This window comes from Streptomyces sp. NPDC037401 (assembly GCF_055602345.1).
In genome coordinates this window covers 24,070-43,059 of sequence record NZ_JBVJWO010000039.1, presented here as the reverse complement: position 1 = coordinate 43,059, position 18,990 = coordinate 24,070, and the positions used below count along the sequence as shown (strand labels likewise).

Sequence of the window (18,990 nt, the reverse complement as noted above, 5' to 3'; positions counted from 1 at the left end):
GCAGGAGGACCCATGGGCTACGCCCATGTCTACGCCCACGAGATCATGCACCGCGGCCGGGTGCCGATGGAGCCCGTCGACTTCGTACCCGACTGGGCCGACCGGCCCCGCAAGGCCAAGTTCCATCCGGATGCCGAGACGCTCCCGCTGCCGGTGACGCAGCCGCCGCACCCGTGTCCGCAGCAGTCCGTGCCCGGGTTCACCCTGCCGCTGCTGTCCGGGATGCTGCGGGACTCGTACGGGCTTACCGGGCGGCGGCTCGCGGTCCAGGCGAACACCGACCTGGCGGCGCTGCCGCACTACACGCACGCGAACTGGTCGCGCGGCAGCGCGTCGGGCGGCGGTCTCTACCCGGTGGGCATCCACTGGGCGGCCGGGCCGGGCGGGCCGCTGGCGCCGGGGCTCTACCACTACGCGCCGCACCAGCACGGGCTGCGGCGGCTGCTGACGGGCGACGTCACCGGGGAGGTCCGCGCGGCCCTCGGCCCGGGGGCGGGTGCGGCCGCGGAGGCGACGCAGTACCTCGTGCTCGGCGTCAAGTACTGGCAGAACGCGTTCAAGTACAACAGCTTCTCCTTCCACGCCGTGAGCATGGACGTGGGCGCGCTCGTGCAGACCTGGCGGCTGTGGGCCGCGCAGTACGGGCTGCGGATCGACCCGGTGCTGTGGTTCGACGAGGAGCGCCTGGCCCGGTTGCTGGGCGTGGCGCCCGAGGAGGAGGGCGTCTTCGCGGTCGTGCCGCTGGCCTGGGAGGGTGGGCCGGCGCCCGGGGCGGGGGGCGGCACGGACGCCGCGGTCCGGCACCGGGACGTCGAACGCTCCCGCCGGGTGCTGGTCTTCGAGACGCTGCTGCGCATCCACGAGGCCACCACCGGGCGGTCGGCCGACCGGCCGGCGCCGGGCGCGCTGGACGCGGCGGCCGCCTTCCCGCCGCGGGGCGCCGGTCCGCTGCCGCTGCCGGTGCCGCCAGAGCCGCCGGCCGCCACCGGGCGGGCCCTGCGCGAACGCCGCAGCAGCTTCGGCAGATTCGACGCCTCCCGCCCGGTCGCCGCCGGGCAGTTGGCCGCCGCGCTGGCCGACTGCGCGGCCACCGGGTACGGCACGGAGGCCGAGCGCCCCGGCGGCCCGCCGCTCACCTCGCTGTACGCCTTCGTCAACCACGTCGAGGGCATCGCCCCGGGTGCGTACGCCTACGATCCGGCCGCGCACACCCTGCGGCTGGTGAAGCCGGGTCCGCCGGGCCCCTTCCTCCAGCGCAACTACTTCCTGTCCAACTACAACCTGGAGCAGGCCGGTGCGGTGATCGTTCCGACGGTGCGCACCACGGCGGTGCTCGACGCGGTGGGCGACCGCGGCTACCGGCTGGTGGGCGGCGCCATCGGCGCCGTCGCGCAGACCTTCTACACCACGGCCGCGGCCTTCGGCCTGGGCGCGGGCGTGGCACTGGGCTTCGACAACATCTCGTACACCGAGGAGCTGGGGCTGAGCGGGACCGACGAGGCACCCCTGCTGATCATGCTGCTGGGCCACGAGCGCCCGCAGCCGGCCGACTTCCGTCACGAAATAGCCTGAAGGGAGCGGGACGATGAACACCACCGAGTGGCATGCGGGCGACCGCTTCATGCTGCGGGTCGCGGGGCTTCCGCTGTCCGCGGTCGATGCCCTGCGCGTCCCGGACACCGGGCGCTGGGCCGCCGACGTGCTCACCGCCGAGGCTGGGCTGCGCGAGGGGGCCGAGCGGCTGGGCGACGTGCTCCACGCGGCCGTGGGGGCCACCGATCCGGCGCCCGACGGGCCGGGTGCGGCCCAGCGCCGTGCGCTGCTGCGGCTGCGCCGCCAGATCCACAACGACCGGCTGCCGGCCCGGCCGGACGCGTCGACGGAGACGGCCGTGGAGGCCGTGGCGGCCGTGGACGAGGCCGCCGCCGAGCACCTGGCGGGCTGGCTGCACCGGCGCCGGCTGCTGGACAAGCTGCTGGCCGAGGGGCCGCCGCTGCTCACCGCGGACCTGGCGCGCAACCGGGCCGCGCTGCGTGAGCTGGTGGCCGACGACCGGCTGCGGCTGGGCCTGCTGCTGGCCTCTCCGGTGCTCGAGGGGCAGCTCGACGGGTACGCGCGTGCCGAGGGCGTGCCGAACGGCCGGGCCCGCAAGGCGGAGCGGTCGGTCCTGTCGTACGTGTACCGCACGGCCTGCAAGACGAGCCCGTTCAGCACCTTCACCGCGGTGGCGACCGGCCGCTTCACGGACGGCGCCGGGACGGACGGCGCCGGGACGGACGGGATGCGCGTGGCCGACGCGTGGAGCAGCCACGTGCGGCTCAACGTCGTCGTCCTCGCGCGGCTCGCGGAGCTGATCCTGGCCGATCCCGCGCGCCGCCGCGACCTGCCGCTGCGCCTGGCCTCGGGCTGGGGCCGCGAGGACGACCGGATCCGCTACGTGCGGCGCTCGGTCACCGCGGGCGACGACGCGGCCGCCGTCACCTTCGACGCGGTCAAGGACCGGTTGTTCTTCCTGCGCCGCAGCGGCACCCTCGACCGCCTCCTCGGCCTGTTCGCCGAGCAGCCCGAACTGCGGCACCGGGAGCTGACCGACTGGCTAGCCGCCGAGCACGGCGCCGACCCCGCCGACTGCGAGGCGTACGTCTCCGCCCTGCTCCAGCTCGGCATGGTGCGCGTGCCCTGCCTGGACACCGAGGTGCACAGCGGGGACCCGCTGCGGTCCTTCCGGCAGTCGCTGGCCGCGCTGGAGCGGCCCTGGGCCGACCGGCTCGCCGCGCTGCTCGAAGCGCCCGCCGCGGCCCTGGAGGGCTACCCGTCGGCCGGGCACGCGGAGCGGGCCGGGCTGCTGCGGGTGCTGCGCAGCGGGCTGCACCGCGCCCAGGAGGAACTGGGCGCACCGGACGCGGCCCTGCCGCAGACCCTGCTGTACGAGGACGTGAGCGCGGGGCGCGAGCTGCCGTGTCCGCCCCGGGACTGGGCCGCGCTGCGCTCGGTCGAGCGGATCCTGCCGGCCTTCGACCTCACGCTGGCCCAGCGGATCACGTTCGAGGGGTTCTTCACCGCGCGGTACGGCGCCGGCGGCCGCTGCGACGACCTCCTGGGGCTGGTGCACGACTTCCACGAGGACTTCTTCGACCAGTACCTGTCCTTCACCGCACGGCGCAAGCCGCTCGACGAGCGCGGCGAGTACGTTCCCGAGGAGAACTGGCTCGGTCTGCCGGGCATCCGGGCCCTGGACTCGGCGCGCCGGGCCTTCATCGGCCGGATGCGGCAGGCCTGGGCGGCGTACGGGGATGTGCACGGATCGGACGCGGGGACAGACGTCCTCCGCCTCGACGGGCCGGACCTGGACGCCGTCGCAGCGGAACTCGAGCCGGTGGCACCGGACTTCGCGCCGCGCTGCCACCACCTCCAGTTCGCCCGCGATCCCGCCGACGGCACCCCGCTGACCGTGCTGAACCGCTCGTACGGCGGGCTGTCCTTCCCCTTCAGCCGTTTCACGCACGTGTACGACGAGCCGGGCGGCACCGGTACCGGCTTCTCCGGGGAGCTGCGGGCCGCGGCGGGCCGCGTCACCCCGCCCGGTGCGGTCTTCGCGGAGGTCACCGGCGGGCCGGTCACGACCAACCTCAACCTGCACGGCCGGCTGACCGACTACGAGATCGTGTGCCCCGGCGAGAGCGGCACGCTCCCCCCGGAACGCCGGCTGTTCCTGGACGACCTGTACGCCGAACACGTGCCGCAGACCGGGCGGGTGGGCCTGCGTTCACGGCGGCTCGGCTGCGAGGTGATCCCCGTCTACCTCGGCTACCTGGTACCGCTCGCGCTGCCCGCGATCCCGCGCACGCTCCTGCTGCTGTCCCCGTCGTCGATGTCGCCGCTCGACGTGTGGGCGGGCGTACCGGAGGGCCCTGCGCGCGACCGGGTGACCTCGCGGCCCCGGGTGGTCCACGGCGACGTCGTGCTCAGCCGCCGCAGCTGGACCACCACGGCGGGCACGCTGCCCGTCCAGGGGGCGCAGCAGGCCGGGCACTTCCTCGACTGGCAGCGCTGGCGCCGCACGCACGGCCTGCCGGAGCAGGTGTTCGCGACCGTGTCGGCCGGTCCCCCGGCCGCGGGGGCCAAACCGCAGTACGTCGACTTCGCGAGCCTGCTGTCGCTCGCGGCCTTCGAGACGCTGCTGCGCGATCCGGCGCACCGGGTCGTCTTCCGCGAGATGCTCCCCGACCCCGACGGCCTGCACGTGCACTCGGCGCGCGGCGCCCACGTCGCCGAACTGGCCGTCGAGACCTTCACCACGACCACCCGAGACCAGGAAGGCGGCACGCGATGTCCGAGCTGACCCCGTCCACCACCGGCGCACGCCCGGAGACCCGCGGCGACTGGCAGGCCCTGCACGTCTTCTACGCCGCCAACCCGCAGCCCCTGCTGGTGCAGTGCGTCCGGCCGCTGATCGCCGGGCTCACCGCCGACGGGCTGCTCGCCGGGCACTTCTTCATCAACTACTGGCTGGAGGGCCCGCACGTGCGGCTGCGGCTGCGCCCGGCCACGCCCGGGGCCGGGCCCGAAGTGCGGCGCCGCGCCGAGGAGGCCGTCGCGGCGTTCCTCAAGGCCCGCCCGGCGCTGTACGAGGTCGACTCCGGATTCCTCAACGAGTTCTACAACACGCTGTTCGACATAGAATTCCCGGAAGGCGACCGGGCCGCATTCATGGGCCCCGACGGCCGGATGAACCTGCGGCCGAACAATTCGTATTCCCGGGAGGCGTACGAGCCGGAATTCGGAAAGTACGGCGGCCCCGCGGGCGTCGAACTGGCCGAATGGCATTTCGCCCGCTCCAGCGATCTGGTCATCGACGCCCTGCACCGCATGAACCTGCACCTGCGGACCGTCCTGCTGGGCACCTCCGCGCAGCTGATGATGGTCATGGCGGGCGTCTTCCTGCCGGAGCGCGAGGAACTCGCCGGATACCTCGACCGGTACTACGAGTTCTGGCACAAGGCCTTTCCGGGCACCGGGTTCATCGGGTCCGAGGAGTACGACCGGACCTACGGGCAGACCGCCCCCGGGCTCGGCCGCCGCTTCGCCGCCGTGCGCGAGGCGCTCGCCTCCGGGGAGACCGGCCGGCTCCCGGCCTTCCTGGCCGGGTGGGCGGAGCACTGCCGGGAGCTGCGCGAGCGCGCCGAGGCGCTCGCCGTCGCCGGTGACCTGGTCTTCCGCTCCTGGGACGGCACCCGCGACGAGCAGGTGACGGATCCCGCCGAGGCCCTGCCACTGCTGCTCTCCCCGTACATGCACATGACCAACAACCGGCTCCACGTCACCATCCGCGACGAGGCGTACCTCGCCCATCTGCTGGGCCGGGTGCTGCGCGAGCGCGCGGGCCGGACCGAGGGCGCGGCGGTCGCCCCGTGACCGGCCCCTCCCCCGCGCCGGGCCCGGCGGGGCTGCTGGGGCACCGGCCCGCGCTACGGCCGGAGGTCCTGCTGTCCGCGCCGCTGCTCGACGGGCCGGCGACGGTCCACCTGGTCAAGGACCCGGTGTCCGGGGCGTCGTTCGAGATCGGGCCCAAGGAGTACTTCCTCGTCTCGCGTCTGGACGGCTCCCGCAGCCTGGCCGAGATCGGCGCCGAGTACGGACACGCCTTCGGGCGGCGGCTCGGCGAGGCCAACTGGCAGCAGCTGCTGGGCCTGCTCGGCACCCGCCGGCTGCTCGCCGGCGGCCCGCCGCCACCCGTACCCGCGCCGCCCGGCAAGCCGCTGGAGGGCACCCTGCTGCGGGGCACGCTGCGTCTGGTCGCGGACGCCGACGCCACCACGGCCCGGCTGCACCGCGCGCTGCGGCCGCTGCTGCATCCCGCGGTGCTCGGCGTGCTGCTGCTCGGCTGCCTCGCCATGGAGGCGGTACTCGCCCTGTCGTTCCGCGAACTGGCCGACGGATTCGGGTGGTTGCTGCGCCATCCGGTGCCCCTGACGGCGGTGGCCACGCTGATGTGGCTGAGCACGGCGCTGCACGAGTTCGCGCACGGCGTCGCGGCCCGCCATGTCGGCGGCACCGTCGGCGAGATCGGGCTGCGCTGGCGGCTTCCCGTTGCCATCATGTACTGCACCGTCGACAACTACCGCTTCCTGGCACGCCGTCGGCACCAGCTGGTGGTCGCCTCCGCGGGCGCCTTCGCCAACCTGCTGTTCCTGCTGCCGTTCTTCGGCTGGTGGGCCGCGCTGCCCGACGGCGACCCGACCCGGCGGGTACTCGCCGCGCTGCTGCTCCTCGGCAGTGCGCAGGCGCTGGTCAACCTGATCCCTCTGCCGCCGCTGGACGGCTACGCCATGCTCGGCCACGGCCTGCGCGTGACACGGCTGGCACCCGCCAGTTCGGGGTATCTGCGCCTGCGGATGCGCGACCGGGCAGCCGCCGCCGCGTACCCGCCGCGGGCGCGCCGGCTCTACCTCGGATACGGCATCGGCTCCGCCGTCCTCGTCCTGCTGCTGGCGGCCGGCCTCACGGGGGCCGTCTGGTACGCCGTCGCCACCTGACCCCCCGACCCCGAACCACCGGCACTCCACCGCCGGTCCCGAGACAGACACAGAGGGACGCACGACCCATGACAACTGACAGCACCCAGCCGCCCGACTCACCGGCCATCGCCGTCCAGGACGTACACAAGCGCTACGGCGACCGCCGGGCGGTGGACGGGGTGTCCCTCGACGTGCGCCGCGGCGAGTTCTTCGGGCTGCTCGGCCCCAACGGCGCGGGCAAGACCACGCTCGTCGAGATCATGGAGGGGCTGCGGCAGGCAGACGGGGGCACGGTGCGCGTCCTCGGCCAGAGCCCCTGGCCCCGCAACACCGCACTGCTGCCCCGGATGGGGGTGCAGACCCAGGCCTCGGCGTTCTTCGTACGGCAGAGCGCGCGCGAGCACCTGGTCACCGTCGCGGGCCTGTACCGCTGCGACCCGGCGGCCGCGGACCGCACGCTGGAGAGCGTGGGGCTCACCGGGCAGCGGGACGTCCTGGTGGAGAACCTCTCCGGAGGCCAGCGCCAGCGCCTGGCCATCGCCTCCGCCCTCGTCCACAGCCCCGAGCTGATCTTCCTCGACGAGCCGACGGCCGCCCTGGACCCGCAGGCCCGCCGCGACCTGTGGGAGGTGCTGCGCGCCCTCAAGAGCGAGGGCCGCACGATCGTCTACACGACCCACCACCTCGACGAGGCCGAGGCGCTGTGCGACCGCGTCGCGATCCTCGTCGGCGGCCGGCTCACCGCCCTCGACTCGCCGCACCGGCTGGTCACCGCGGCCGGGGCGCCGTCGCGCCTGCTGCTGCCGGTGGGCCGGATCGGCCTCGAGCAGGCCGCGGCGCTGCCCGGCGTGGACCGGGCCACCCTCCAGGGCGGTTCGCTGGTGCTGGAGACCGCTGCGACCGGAAAGGTGCTCCAGGCGGTGGACGCGCTCACCGGGCTGGACGGGGTGATGACCCGTACGGCCACGCTGGAGGACGTCTACCTCGAACTGACCGGCGCCGCACACCCCGGGCGTGAGGACGGCCACCCGGCCGGACCCCGGCCCGGAGCCCAGCCCGGACCCCACGACGGGTTCCCCACGCAGACGGAGCACCAGGCATGAGCGCATACACGGCCCTGACCGTCGCCGGCTACCGGGCGCAGGTCCGGGACAAGGCCACCCTCTTCTTCACCTTCGCCTTCCCGCTGCTCTTCCTGGTCGTCTTCGGCCTGATCTTCAGCGGGCAGGACGTGGAGGAGACCGGCCGCCCGTACATCTCGTACATCGCGCCCGGCGTGATGTCGTGGGGCGTCGCGAACGCCGCGGTCTTCGGCATCGCGTTCACGCTGATGCAGTGGCGGCGCGACGACCTGCTGCGGCTGATCCGGCTGACGCCGACCCCGCTGACGACCGTGCTCGCCTCGCGGTACGTACTGGCCCTGGCCGTCGGCGTGGTGCAGGCTGCGGTGTTCATCGCGGTCGCGATGCTCCCCGGCTTCGGGCTGGTCCTGGACGGGCGCTGGCCGCTCGTGCTGCCCGCGCTGGTGCTCGGGATCACGGCGTTCCTCGCCATCGGCGTGATCGTCGGCACGTACGCGAACACCCCGGAGGCCGTCGCCGCCATCGCCAACTGCCTGATGGTGCCGATGGCGTTCCTGTCCGGTTCGTTCCTGCCGCTGGACATGATGCCGTCGTGGCTCCGGTCGGTCTCGCGGGCGCTGCCCCTGCGTTACCTCAACGACGCCGCGACCGGCGCGCTCACCGGCACCGGCTCCCTCACCGCCATCTGGACGGGATGCGCGGCACTGATCGGCTTCGCCGTCGTCTTCGGCGCGATCGGACTGAAGACCTTCCGCTGGAGCAACCGGACATGACGACGGCTTCCGCACGCCCGCCCGTACGCCCGCCGGTACGCCCGCTCGCACCCGACGGGACTCCGCTGGAGGCCGCCCGGCGCGACCTCGCCCGGGTACTGGAGCCGCTCGGCGCCGTCGTGGTGACCCTGGGCGTCCACGACGCCCTGGGGCCGCGCACCGCCGATCCGTTCGCCGCGGTCCGGCCGGGCGCGACCGTGCACCTCAGTGCGCGGGAGGTGCTCGTCGGCCCGTGGGGCGGTGACGGCACCGCGCCCGCCTGCGGCCAGTGCCTGGCCATGCGCCGCCAGCGGCTGCGCAGCCGCAGCGAGCGCGATGCGCTGGAGACCGGCAGCGGACCGGGCACGCCCGCCGGTCCGGAGTGGCCGCGGCTGGCCCCGTACGTCCACGACGCCGTCCACGCGCTGCACGAGGCCGTCCACGGCGGCCGGGTGGGTGCACCGGCGGGCGCGGAGGCCGACCGGGCGCTGCCGCAGGTGTCCCGGCTGGAACTGGAGACGCTGCGGATCCGGACGTACCCGCTGCTGGCCGATCCGCTGTGCCCGGACTGCGGCCCGCGGGGCACCGACGCGCCGCGGCGCTTCGCTCCCGCGTCCCGGCCCAAGCCCGACCCCGGCGCTCAACGGCTGCGGGCCGCGTCCTCGTACCCGATGCCGTACGCGGCGCTGGCCAATCCGGTGACCGGGGTGCTCGGCGGCGGCACCTGGCTCAACGTCACCTCGCCGACCACCGCTCCGGTAGCGGGCAGCGTCTTCATGCGGGGCTACGCGGGGCTGACGGACGTCACGTGGAGCGGGCAGGCCAACAGCTTCGGCGCGAGCCGCGACCTCGCCTACCTGGAGGGGCTGGAACGGTACGCCGGAACCCACCGCCGCACCGGGAACACGCTGCTCACCGCCTCGTACTCCGAACTGGGCGAGCGGGCGCTCGACCCCGCAGAGTGCGGGTTCTACGCCCCCGAGACCTACCGCGACGACCCGCTGGTGTCCCCCTTCGACCCGCAGCGGCCGATCCCGTGGGTGTACGGGCACTCGCTGCGCGACGACCGTCCCGTCCTGGTCCCTGCCCGGCTGGTCCACTACAGCGCGGGGCTCGCCGCGGACAACTTCGTCTTCGAGTGCTCCAACGGCTGCGCGATCGGCAGCTGCCCGGAGGAAGCACTGCTCGGCGCGCTGCTCGAACTCGTCGAGCGGGACGCGTTCCTGATCGCCTGGTACGGCGGACTGCCGCTGACCGAGATCGACTTGGCGACGGTGCCGGGGACGGCAGTGCGCACGATGGCCGACCGGGCGGCGCTCCAGGGGTACGACGTGCACGCCTTCGACAACCGCATCGATCTGGCGGTGCCGGTGGTGACCGGGCTCGCGGTGCGGCGCGACGGCGGCCCGGGGCTGTTCTCCTTCGGTGCGGGCGCCGCGCTCGATCCGGCGGCGGCCGTGGAGGCGGCGCTGTCGGAGGTGCTCACGTACATTCCGCACCTGCCGCGGCAGGTCGAGGAGCGCCGGGGCGAACTGGAGGCGATGGCCGGGGACTTCAGCCGTGTGCTGCACCTGAAGGACCACGCCCAGCTGTACGGGCTGCCCGCGATGGCGGAGCACGTTCGGCCCTACCGGGAGCCGGTGGCCGTGCGCGCGATGGACGACGTGTACCGGTCCTGGACCGGGCAAGGGCGGCCGCGCACCGGTGATCTCCGGGACGATCTGCAGTGCTGCGTGGACGAGTTGGTGCGGGCGGGGCACGACGTGATCGTCGTCGACCAGACCACGCCCGAGCAGCGGCGGATCGGGCTGCACACGGTGTGCGCCGTGGTGCCGGGGCTGCTGCCGATCGACTTCGGCTGGTCCCGGCAGCGGGCGCCGTACCTGCCCCGGCTGCGGAGCGCGCCGAGGCGGGCGGGGCTGCGGGCGACCGACCTCTCCGACGCCGACATCCGCTGGGTCCCGCACCCGTTCCCGTAGGGGCCGGGTGCCTTCACGGGCGGATGCCCCGGTCCTCGCGCGGGCGAGGCCGGGGCATCCGCGTGTCTGCGGCCTGACTGACGGTTCGGGTCAGGCGGAGCAGGAGGTGGTGCTGGTGGTCGAGGAACAGGTCGAGGTGGAACTGCAGCTCGTGGAACCGGCGAGCACGACCTCGCTGGCGTCCGAGTAGTCGGAGATCTCGAATGTCTCGGACTCGAGCTCCAGGATCTCGTCCGCGAGCGAGGCGAGGGGCGACTTCTCCATGATGACTCCTTCTGGTGCGGGGCCGGCACCGGCTTGTGCTGTGCCCGCCCCCATCAGAGCCGGTGCCGCCGTCAGCCCACCCGTCGTACCGCTGACACTCCTCTGACACGACGTGTCAGTGGTCTGTCGTCCGCGCTCCCGGCCGCGCGGCCGATCATGGCGGCATGACCGGCCCCGCACCCGCACCGCTCGCCCGACTGGACGCGCACCTGCACGACCTGACGACCCTTTACCTGGAACTGCACCGGGATCCGGAGCTGTCGGGAGCGGAGCGTCGTACGGCGGACCGATTCGCCGGACGGCTGGAGTCGGCGGGGTACGCGACCGTGCGCGGCATCGGCGGACACGGCGTGGCCGGGGTGCTGCGCAACGGCGACGGGCCGACCGTGCTGCTGCGGGCCGAACTCGACGCGCTGCCGGTGCGGGAGACGAGCGGGCTGCCGTACGCCGCCGACGGCGAGGCGGCGCACGCCTGCGGGCACGACCTGCACCTGGCCGCGGCCGCGGGGGCTGCCACACTGCTGGCCGAGACCCCGCAGGCCTGGCGCGGCACCCTCGTGGTGGCCGGACAGCCGGCCGAGGAGACGCTGGAAGGGGCGCGGGCGATGCTCGCCGACGGCCTCTACCGGAGGTGCGGCCGCCCGGACGAGGTACTGGCCCAGCACGCCGCGCCGCTGCCCGCCGGAATGGTCGCCCACGGGTACGGGCCCATGACGGCGGGCAGCGTCACCTTCCGGGTGGTGGTGCACGGCCGCGGCGGGCACGCCGGCGCCCCGCACCTCGCCGTCGACCCGGTGGTGGCGGCGGCCCACGTGGTGACCCGGCTGCAGACGGTGGTGGCGCGCGAGGCCGCCCCGGCGGAGCAGGTGGCGGTGACCGTCGGATCGTTCCGGGCCGGAGACCGGGCGAACGTCATCCCGGACCGCGCCGAACTGGCCCTCACGGTCAGGGCGGTGAGCGAGGCCTCGCTCGCGCGGGCCGCCGACGCCGTGGAGCGGATCGTGCGCGCCGAGTGCGCCGCCGCGGCCTGCCCCCGGGAACCGGACGTCGTCCGGGTGTCCGCCTCCCCGGTCACCCACCCCGACCCGGGGACGACGGCGGCGCTGAGGGAAGCGCACGCGGCCGAGTTCGGGGCGGAGCGGGTGGCGATGTGGCCGCCGTCGCTCGCGACGGAGGACTTCGCCCTGTTCGGCGACGCGGGCCTGGACGTGCACGGCGAGCGCGGCATCCGGCTCGGCTACTGGATGCTGGGTACGGCCGGCCCGGCCGCCTGGTCCCGCGCACCCGGCACGACGGCGGCCGAGAAGCTGGCCGCGCTGCCCGCCAACCACGCCCCGGACTTCGCCCCCGACGCCCGCACGGCCCTGCCGGCCGGCATCCGCGCCCTCACGGCGGCGGCCCTGGCCCGGCTCGGCTCCCCGTAGCGGAGGCGACGGGGCGGGGTCGGGGTCCGTCCGCGTAACTGCGCGTGGTCCGTCGGCTCGGGTTGCCCGCGCCTACGGCACGGCAGCCGCACCGGCGGCCCGCCAGTAGGCCACGTGTCCGCCGAACGCGCCGCTCACGGCGACCGCCGTCAGCCCGGCGAGGGACCAGACCCGGCCCTTGACCGCATCACCTCGCACCCTCGCCGCGAGGGACGCCGTGTAGCAGGCGATCACGGCCACGTTCGTCACCGCGTGGACCAGTCCGACCCGGGCCTGGACCGGCGGCAGGTCCGCCCAGTCCACCCAGCCGGAGACGGCCGCCGGACCGGCCCCCGCCAGCCCGACGGCCGTGAGCGTCGTGGCCGCGGGATGCCCCCCGGGCACCACGTCCAGCACCCCGGCCGACAGCCAGCAGCCGATCGGGACCTGCACCAGCACGGGATGCAGCGGGTGCCCCAGGGGCCTGCCGCGCAGCACGTCGCGCGCGCCGCCCAGCGGAAGGGCTCGGATGCCCCGCTGGAGAGCGCGGATCGCAGGATCCGCGGCCGTGGTCCGCTCGATGCGCTCCAGGGACTTCAGCCATTGCGCGGACGCCTTGCCGAGGACCCCGGCCGGGCCCGGTTCCGTGGAGTCGTCTTGTGTGTCCATACGGGTCCGCCTACCCAGCCTCACGCCGTCATGCCCCCGCTGCCGGAAGCCGGCAGCCCGTTCTTCACCGTTCCTTCTCCTCGGCCGCCGCGATGGAGGCGAGTGGCGATCCCGGATCCCGTTCGACCTCGAGATCACCCAGGGTGACGATGCCCACGAGTTCGCCGCTGTCCGTCTGCACGGGCAGGCGCCGCAGCGCGCGCCGACGCATGAGGTCGACGGCCTTGTCGACGTCGTCGTCGGGTCTGACCGTGAGCGGTTCGGTGGTGCAGATCGAGCCCACGGTCGTCTCGGCGGGGTCTTTGTCCTCCGCCAGCGCGCGCACGACGAGATCCCGGTCGGTGACGATGCCGAGGAGCCTGCCCCGGTCGACGACCAGTACGTCCCCGATGCCGGCGTCCCGCATCACCCGCGCGGCCTCTGCCAGTGAGGTCAGCCGCTCGACCGCCACCGGGTTGCCCGTCATGACCTCGTGCACTTGTCGGGTCATCGCTCCTCCTGCTGCTGGAAGCAGCCCCGCGCGGGGCGCCTACCCTCCGTCGTACGGGCGTAAGCACGCGCTCCGGCGCCCGGCGGCCGCCGGGTGGTTGACCACCGGCACCGGGGGTATGCGCTCCGCTGACGACCCTTTTGCGGGTGACCTCGCCGGTCCCTGCACGCAGGCGCGAGTGCGCGCTCACAGGCTCCCCGGGAGGCGGTTTCATGATCCACCTCACGATTCCGCTGATCCCCGGAGGCGACCGCGGCCCGCTGATTCCCGCCGACCGGGTCACCGCACTGCTGCGCACCCTCGCCGTCGATTGGGTGCGCTCGGCGGACACCGACGACCCGTCGGTCGACCGCCGGACCGTCGACAGCCTGGCCGGCGTGCTGGACGAGCTCGCCGACAGCATCGACGTGGAGTGCATCGCCTTCGCGTCGGCCCCGGAAGGACAGGCACCGGAGGGGGAATGACGCGGCGGGCATGCCGGTGTACGGGGTCATCCGGCCGGGGACCAGAAGGCCGTCAGGCTGCCGCGTCCCGGGGTCAGGCCGTCCCATCCGCCCGGGAGGTCCACCGCCGCGACGCCCGACGTGGGGAAACCCGCACGGAGCCGTTCCAGCAGTTCCGCCGGGCCGTGGCCGCACAGCGCCGAGGCCAGCTCGTGGATGCCGGGATCGTGACCGACGACGAGGATGCCGGCGAGCCCGCTTCCGTGTGCCGTCACCACGCTGACCAGGTCGTTCGGAGCGGCGTTGTAGAGCCGGTCGTCGTACACGGCCGGAGGCGGGCCCGTCAGCGCGGGAAGGATCAGCCCCCACGTCTGCCGTGTCCTTCGGGCCGGTGAGCACAGCACCAGGTCGGCCTTGAGGCCGGACCCGGCCAGCCACCGGCCGGTCGCGGTCGCGTCCTGCCGGCCGCGGTCGCTCAGGGGACGGTCGAAGTCCTCGACCCCGCCCTTGGGCACGGCCTTCGCGTGCCGGACCAGGAGGAGTCGACACCCCTCACCTGCGGCTGGGGCGGACTGCGTCGCGTGGGGCGGAGGCTCCGGGGGCATGGTCGTGGTCATCTCCCTCGCTGCGGGGCGATACACGCCCATGGTGCGGCCGTCCCCCGGGGCACGCACGCGCACGCACGGCCGGTAGGCACCCGTGAGGGCAGGCAGGGCGGGAAGGGGTGACGCCGAAGCGTTACCGATCCGGTGCCCGGCCGCGCCCGCGCCTCGATAGCGTCCGGCACCATGCCCGTCGTCAGAACCGTCCCCGCGCTCGCCGTCCTGCTGACCGCCGCCGCACTCGCCGGCTGCGCTCCGCAGACCGCCCCCCGCAGCTCCGCCCCGGCCGCTCACGAGCCCGCCGCGTCCCCCACGGCGCCCGCGGCCGCCGCCACCACGGCCGCCGCCCCCTCCGCGAACCCCTCGGCCACGTCCTCGCCGACGGCTCCGGCCCGGCAGACGCCGAGCACGGCGGCCCCCAGCACCACCCGGCCGACGACGGCCCCGCCCGCGGCCGCGCCCGCACCCGCACCCGCACCCGCACCCGCGACCCGCCTGACCATGGCGGTGTCCGCACCCGCCGGCCGGCTCGCGCTGGTCCGGGGCGGCCCGGCACGCGAATTCACGGTCACCCTCACCAACGGCAACACGCGCGCGTACGGGCACCTCCTGCTCGCCTTCCAGATGGAGGCGCTGCTCCCGGAAGCGGGAGCCGCACCCGTCGCCGGTGACGGCTTCGTCCTGGAGCGCCGGGATCCCACCACCGGCACCTGGCGCCCGGCCCGGCTGCGGATCGCCAACGACGTCATGCCGTACGCGCTGCTCGGCGGCGGCACCCCGCTCGAACGGAACGCCGTCCGCTCAGAGCGCTTCCGCCTGCGGGCGACCGCCGCCGGTCCCACCGGCAGCACCCCGCTGATGGTGGCCGCGGTGGACACCGACGCCCACACCCGCGCCGCTTCCTCCTCCCTCCCGCACAGCACGGCGCCCCGCCGTTCCTGACGGTTCGGAACCTCGTGGCATCGTGTGGCCCGAGGACCGGACTCCCTTTGCGAGGCATGGATGTGGACGGCTCAGACCGCGGCGCAGGCGCTCGAGACCGCCACGGGCGAGCGCATGGACTCCTTGCTGGGTGATGCCGGATTCCTCACCCACATCGACCCCGGTGTCCTGCGTCGCGCGGTGTCGACGGACCACCGGCCCGGGTCCGGCCGAAGCGGGCGGATGCTGGCGGTGTACCGCACGGTGGCGCACAGGCTGGCGTCGCTCGGCCCTTCCGACCGGGCCCAGGTGCTGTCGCTCCAGGCCTTGAGGTTCGGGATTGCGGAGGACTTCGACGCGCTCGCGCCGCAGACATGGACCTGCTCGTGGACCACGGGCGGATCCGCTCCGCACGGTCTGCTGGCGCAGTTGCCGGCTCCCAGCAGGGCCGAGGTGGAGTCCGTCGCCGTGGGTCGTCTGCACGGTCGCCCCGTGGCCGTGGTCCGGGACCACGGGATCCAGGGCATGCGTGTGTGGGATCTCGAGCACGGCGTCGAGGACGGGCATGCGCTCGAGGGCGACCTGCTGGGACCCGGCGGCTGCCGCAACGGTCTCGTCCTCCTGGAGCTCGACAGCGGTCTCGCGGCGGTCAGCGTGGGGTTCGACTCGGTCCTGCGCGCTTGGGATCTTGAGACCAGGAAGCCGCTCAGTGGCGGGCTGGACCGCCTCGACCAGGAAGTGGTGGCGCTGGCGAAAGCATCGGCCGGGGGCGAGCAGCTCGTGGCCGTCGCCGGTTCGGAATCCCTTCACCTGTACGGACTCCGCATCCGGGGCGACGCTGCGGACTGGGAACGGCGTGGAGCCGCACTGCCCCATCCGATCGGCGTGACGGCGGTGGCCACGGCCGAGGTCGACGGCGTGCCGACGGCACTGGTCGGCTGCCTGGACGGCACCGTGCGGCTGTGGGACCTCACACGCGGCGAACCGCTCGCCCTGCTGCGGCCCGGCTCTCCGGCCGTCGTCGAGGCGGTCATGGTGATCGCTCTGGGCGGCGTCCCCACGGCCCTGATCGCGGCGGGCGGTGCGGTGCGGATGTGGGACCTCCGGCGCTGCGAGCTCGTCGGGCAGGGGCTTCTCCCGGAGCGCATGCAGGTGGACTCGCTCGCCGCCTCCCGGACCGGTCAGGGCTGGGAGGTGCTCGCCGGCACCTTCCCCCGCATCGGCGACGCGCCCGTACAGCGACTCGCGCTGCCCGACGCTCCCGGTGCCGGTGCCGGGCCGTTCACGGTGACGCCGGCGCCCCTGCCGATGTTCGCCGGCGGCATCGCGTGCACGCGCGTCGGCGACCGACGGGTCGCGGTCACGGTCGACGGAGTCGACCTGGGCGCCCGGATGTGGGATCTCGACGCGGTCGTGACCGACGACCGGCACGGTCACCACGATGCGGCCACGGCCGTGGCCCAGGCCCGGTTCGAGGGCAAGCCGGTGCTGGTGACCGGCGGCAAGGACGGCACGGTCTGCATGTGGGACCAGGCCACGGGCGCCCCGGTCGGGCGGCCGTTCTCCATCGGTGACGGTGGATACCGGCTCCCCCGGATCGCGACCGTCGCTCTGGCCGGCGGTGACGCTCTCGCGACCTGCACCGGCGAGGAGGACGTCCGCCTTTGGGACCTGCCGTCCGGACACCAACTCGCCCGGGTCGTCACCGACTGCACCTGGGTCGTGGACGTGGCGGTCGCCCGGCTCGACGGGCACTCCTGGATCATCAGCACCGGCAACCGTCGCACCCAGCTGTGGAGTGCCGTTTCCGGCAACGAACGCCAAGGCGTCTTCGGGGACGACGAGGACGGCAGAACGACCGCTGTGGCGACGACGCACGTCCGGGGACGACCGGCCGCCGTGACCACCGACTCCTACGGCGGCGTGCACGTCCGGGACCTGACCAACGGCGGCGAGCCCGTTCGCCTGGGCAGTCACGGCCGCCCCGTCCAGTGCATCGCGGTGGGCGAGTTCCCCGACGCCACCTTCGCGCTGACCGAATCCTCGGGGTACCAAGGCGGAGAAGTCCGCCTCTGGAACCTGGACACCCGCGAGTGCGCCCTCCGGTTCCAGCACGCCCACGACCGGCTGGAGGCCCTGGCACTGGGCCGTATCGGCGGCCGGACCATCGCCTTCACCGGTGGGTACGACAGCACGGTCCACGTGCGTGATTGCGACTCCGACACCCCACTGCCCGCGCTGCACCTGCCGGAGCGCGTGTCCGCCCTGTCCTGGCAGCAGGACGGGCTCGTCGTCTGTTTCGGCAACGAGACGGCGGTGTTCGCACCCGCAGTGGGCGAACGGCAGACAAAGCAAAGGTTTGGCACCTCATAAGGCCGGCTTATGAGGTCATAAACGGGGGCCGACTACCGAGTTAGGATGGCCTAAGTTAGGTTGATCTTCGAGTCCATCGGACAGCTGTCCACACCACTCGAAGGGAACCACCATGCCCCGCCCCCTGCGGGTAGCCATCATCGGTGCCGGCCCCGCCGGGATCTACGCCGCCGACGCGCTGCTGAAGTCCGACGCCTGCACCGACCCCGGGGTCCTCATCGACCTCTTCGAGAGGATGCCCGCGCCGTTCGGCCTGATCCGTTACGGCGTCGCTCCCGACCACCCGCGGATCAAGGGCATCGTCACCGCCCTCCACCAGGTCCTCGACAAGCCGCAGGTCCGGCTCTTCGGCAACGTGGACTACCCGAACGACATCAGCCTCGACGAGCTGCACGCGTTCTACGACGCGGTGATCTTCTCGACGGGCGCGACCGCCGACCGGGCGCTGGACATACCCGGCATCGGGCTCGACGGCTCGTACGGCGCGGCCGATTTCGTCTCCTGGTACGACGGGCACCCGGACGTGCCGCGGACCTGGCCGCTGGAGGCCGAGAAGGTCGCCGTCCTCGGCGTGGGCAACGTCGCGCTGGACGTGGCGCGCATCCTCGCCAAGACGGCGGACGAGCTGCTGCCGACCGAGATCCCGGCAAACGTGTACGACGGTCTCAAGGCCAACCGGGCCCGGGAGATCCACGTGTTCGGCCGACGGGGACCGGCCCAGGCCAAGTTCAGCCCGATGGAGCTGCGCGAACTGGACCACTCCCCCACCATCGAGGTCATCGTCAACCCCGAGGACATCGACTACGACGCGGGCTCGATCGAATCCCGCCGTTCCAACAAGCAGGTCGACATGGTCGCCAAGACCCTGGAGAACTGGGCCATCCGGGACATCGGCGAGCGCCCCCACAAGCTGTTCCTGCACTTCTTCGAATCGCCCGTCGAGATCCTCGGCGAGGACGGCCGCGTCGTGGGCCTGCGCACGGAGCGGACGCAGCTGGACGGCACGGGCAACGTGGCCGGCACCGGCGAGTTCCACGACTGGGACGTCAGCTCCGTCTACCGGGCGGTGGGCTACCTCTCCGACGAGCTGCCCAAGCTGCCCTGGGACCTGGCCTCCGGCACCGTGCCGGACCAGGCCGGGCGGGTCATGGAGGGCGACCGGCACCTGGCGTCGACGTACGTGACGGGCTGGATCCGGCGTGGTCCGATCGGCCTCATCGGCCACACCAAGGGCGATGCCAACGAGACCGTCGCGAGCCTGCTCGACGACCACGCGCACGGCCGCCTGCGGACGCCGTCCGCTCCCGCCCCGGAGGCGGTGGAGGCGTTCTTCGCCGAGCGCGGGGTGCGCTACACCACCTGGGAGGGCTGGCACCGCCTCGACGCCGCCGAGCGTGCGCTGGGCGAGCCGCAGGGCCGCGAGCGCGTGAAGATCGTCGAGCGGGAGGACATGCTCCGCGCCAGCGGCGCCTGACCGCAACACCGTCCCCGGCT

16 protein-coding genes are annotated in these 18,990 nt (G+C 74.0%); 12 read left to right on the top strand and 4 right to left on the bottom strand.

Annotation, left to right across the window (positions count from 1 at the left end; genetic code table 11):
- Nucleotides 1-12 precede the first annotated feature (12 nt).
- The 7 genes from ACZ7H1_RS31450 to ACZ7H1_RS31420 all read left to right on the top strand — a co-directional run bounded on the left by ACZ7H1_RS31450 (nt 13) and on the right by ACZ7H1_RS31420 (nt 10,331).
- The gene (locus tag ACZ7H1_RS31450) at nt 13-1,572 is read left to right on the top strand and encodes a SagB family peptide dehydrogenase (RefSeq protein WP_470791223.1); all 1,560 of its coding nucleotides are present in this window, start codon (nt 13-15) and stop codon (nt 1,570-1,572) included.
- A 13-nt stretch (nt 1,573-1,585) separates the two neighbouring features.
- On the top strand, nt 1,586-4,342 hold the full coding sequence (locus tag ACZ7H1_RS31445) for a lantibiotic dehydratase (protein ID WP_470791221.1): 2,757 nt from the start codon (nt 1,586-1,588) through the stop codon (nt 4,340-4,342).
- Complete coding sequence (locus tag ACZ7H1_RS31440; protein ID WP_470791220.1) at nt 4,330-5,415, top strand: lantibiotic dehydratase C-terminal domain-containing protein; 1,086 nt, start codon at nt 4,330-4,332, stop codon at nt 5,413-5,415. Before ACZ7H1_RS31445 ends, ACZ7H1_RS31440 begins: the two co-directional genes overlap by 13 nt.
- Nucleotides 5,412-6,536, top strand: coding sequence for a M50 family metallopeptidase (locus ACZ7H1_RS31435; RefSeq protein ID WP_470791218.1), 1,125 nt, complete (start codon nt 5,412-5,414; stop codon nt 6,534-6,536). Before ACZ7H1_RS31440 ends, ACZ7H1_RS31435 begins: the two co-directional genes overlap by 4 nt.
- Before the next feature lie 68 nt (nt 6,537-6,604).
- On the top strand, nt 6,605-7,621 hold the full coding sequence (locus tag ACZ7H1_RS31430; RefSeq protein WP_470791217.1) for an ABC transporter ATP-binding protein: 1,017 nt from the start codon (nt 6,605-6,607) through the stop codon (nt 7,619-7,621).
- Nucleotides 7,618-8,373, top strand: a complete 756-nt coding sequence (locus tag ACZ7H1_RS31425; protein WP_470791216.1) for an ABC transporter permease — start codon at nt 7,618-7,620, stop codon at nt 8,371-8,373. Before ACZ7H1_RS31430 ends, ACZ7H1_RS31425 begins: the two co-directional genes overlap by 4 nt.
- Complete coding sequence (locus ACZ7H1_RS31420; RefSeq protein ID WP_470791214.1) at nt 8,370-10,331, top strand: TOMM precursor leader peptide-binding protein; 1,962 nt, start codon at nt 8,370-8,372, stop codon at nt 10,329-10,331. The genes ACZ7H1_RS31425 and ACZ7H1_RS31420 overlap by 4 nt, the downstream gene beginning before the upstream one ends.
- A 90-nt stretch (nt 10,332-10,421) precedes the next feature.
- On the opposite strand, the gene ACZ7H1_RS31415 is transcribed toward ACZ7H1_RS31420, so the two are convergent.
- Complete coding sequence (locus ACZ7H1_RS31415) at nt 10,422-10,595, bottom strand: thiazolylpeptide-type bacteriocin (RefSeq protein ID WP_007268044.1); 174 nt, start codon at nt 10,593-10,595, stop codon at nt 10,422-10,424.
- A 164-nt stretch (nt 10,596-10,759) separates the two neighbouring features.
- On the opposite strand from ACZ7H1_RS31415, the gene ACZ7H1_RS31410 reads away from it, so the two are divergent.
- Nucleotides 10,760-12,019 carry an amidohydrolase gene (locus tag ACZ7H1_RS31410; RefSeq protein WP_470791212.1) on the top strand — a complete coding sequence of 420 codons (1,260 nt, stop codon included), beginning with the start codon at nt 10,760-10,762 and terminating at the stop codon, nt 12,017-12,019.
- 72 nt (nt 12,020-12,091) lie between these two features.
- Here the strand turns inward: ACZ7H1_RS31410 and ACZ7H1_RS31405 are convergent, their stop codons facing one another.
- Both ACZ7H1_RS31405 and ACZ7H1_RS31400 read right to left on the bottom strand, forming a co-directional pair.
- Nucleotides 12,092-12,667 carry a DUF2231 domain-containing protein gene (locus ACZ7H1_RS31405; RefSeq protein WP_470791211.1) on the bottom strand — a complete coding sequence of 192 codons (576 nt, stop codon included), beginning with the start codon at nt 12,665-12,667 and terminating at the stop codon, nt 12,092-12,094.
- Between the two features lie 64 nt (nt 12,668-12,731).
- Entirely contained in the window at nt 12,732-13,157 is a 426-nt protein-coding gene (locus ACZ7H1_RS31400; RefSeq protein WP_470791209.1) for a CBS domain-containing protein, read from the bottom strand.
- A gap of 212 nt (nt 13,158-13,369) precedes the next feature.
- Between ACZ7H1_RS31400 and ACZ7H1_RS31395 the strand changes: the two genes are divergently transcribed.
- Entirely contained in the window at nt 13,370-13,621 is a 252-nt protein-coding gene (locus ACZ7H1_RS31395; protein ID WP_470791208.1) for a DUF6213 family protein, read from the top strand.
- 26 nt (nt 13,622-13,647) lie between these two features.
- On the opposite strand, the gene ACZ7H1_RS31390 is transcribed toward ACZ7H1_RS31395, so the two are convergent.
- Nucleotides 13,648-14,217: a SixA phosphatase family protein gene (locus ACZ7H1_RS31390; protein ID WP_470791207.1), complete on the bottom strand. Its 570-nt coding sequence runs from the start codon at nt 14,215-14,217 to the stop codon at nt 13,648-13,650.
- Nucleotides 14,218-14,388: 171 nt separating this feature from the next.
- On the opposite strand from ACZ7H1_RS31390, the gene ACZ7H1_RS31385 reads away from it, so the two are divergent.
- The 3 genes from ACZ7H1_RS31385 (at nt 14,389) to ACZ7H1_RS31375 (ending at nt 18,970) form a co-directional block, all read left to right on the top strand.
- A complete protein-coding gene (locus ACZ7H1_RS31385; protein ID WP_470791206.1) occupies nt 14,389-15,144 on the top strand; it encodes a hypothetical protein in 756 nt (251 codons plus the stop codon).
- 60 nt (nt 15,145-15,204) lie between these two features.
- Nucleotides 15,205-17,496 (top strand): WD40 repeat domain-containing protein, encoded by a 2,292-nt coding sequence (locus ACZ7H1_RS31380; protein WP_470791205.1) that lies wholly within the window; start codon nt 15,205-15,207, stop codon nt 17,494-17,496.
- A gap of 112 nt (nt 17,497-17,608) precedes the next feature.
- Nucleotides 17,609-18,970 carry an FAD-dependent oxidoreductase gene (locus ACZ7H1_RS31375; protein WP_470791204.1) on the top strand — a complete coding sequence of 454 codons (1,362 nt, stop codon included), beginning with the start codon at nt 17,609-17,611 and terminating at the stop codon, nt 18,968-18,970.
- Nucleotides 18,971-18,990: the final 20 nt, after the last annotated feature.

Bases quoted from the DNA above. Each gene is read 5' to 3' on its own strand.
- ACZ7H1_RS31450 (WP_470791223.1), top strand. From the start codon at position 13: ATGGGCTACGCCCATGTCTACGCCCACGAGATCATGCACCGCGGCCGG.
- ACZ7H1_RS31445 (WP_470791221.1), top strand. From the start codon at position 1,586: ATGAACACCACCGAGTGGCATGCGGGCGACCGCTTCATGCTGCGGGTC.
- ACZ7H1_RS31440 (WP_470791220.1), top strand. From the start codon at position 4,330: ATGTCCGAGCTGACCCCGTCCACCACCGGCGCACGCCCGGAGACCCGC.
- ACZ7H1_RS31430 (WP_470791217.1), top strand. From the start codon at position 6,605: ATGACAACTGACAGCACCCAGCCGCCCGACTCACCGGCCATCGCCGTC.
- ACZ7H1_RS31425 (WP_470791216.1), top strand. From the start codon at position 7,618: ATGAGCGCATACACGGCCCTGACCGTCGCCGGCTACCGGGCGCAGGTC.
- ACZ7H1_RS31420 (WP_470791214.1), top strand. From the start codon at position 8,370: ATGACGACGGCTTCCGCACGCCCGCCCGTACGCCCGCCGGTACGCCCG.
- ACZ7H1_RS31415 (WP_007268044.1), bottom strand. From the start codon at position 10,595: ATGGAGAAGTCGCCCCTCGCCTCGCTCGCGGACGAGATCCTGGAGCTC.
- ACZ7H1_RS31410 (WP_470791212.1), top strand. From the start codon at position 10,760: ATGACCGGCCCCGCACCCGCACCGCTCGCCCGACTGGACGCGCACCTG.
- ACZ7H1_RS31405 (WP_470791211.1), bottom strand. From the start codon at position 12,667: ATGGACACACAAGACGACTCCACGGAACCGGGCCCGGCCGGGGTCCTC.
- ACZ7H1_RS31400 (WP_470791209.1), bottom strand. From the start codon at position 13,157: ATGACCCGACAAGTGCACGAGGTCATGACGGGCAACCCGGTGGCGGTC.
- ACZ7H1_RS31395 (WP_470791208.1), top strand. From the start codon at position 13,370: ATGATCCACCTCACGATTCCGCTGATCCCCGGAGGCGACCGCGGCCCG.
- ACZ7H1_RS31390 (WP_470791207.1), bottom strand. From the start codon at position 14,217: ATGACCACGACCATGCCCCCGGAGCCTCCGCCCCACGCGACGCAGTCC.
- ACZ7H1_RS31385 (WP_470791206.1), top strand. From the start codon at position 14,389: ATGCCCGTCGTCAGAACCGTCCCCGCGCTCGCCGTCCTGCTGACCGCC.
- ACZ7H1_RS31380 (WP_470791205.1), top strand. From the start codon at position 15,205: ATGTGGACGGCTCAGACCGCGGCGCAGGCGCTCGAGACCGCCACGGGC.
- ACZ7H1_RS31375 (WP_470791204.1), top strand. From the start codon at position 17,609: ATGCCCCGCCCCCTGCGGGTAGCCATCATCGGTGCCGGCCCCGCCGGG.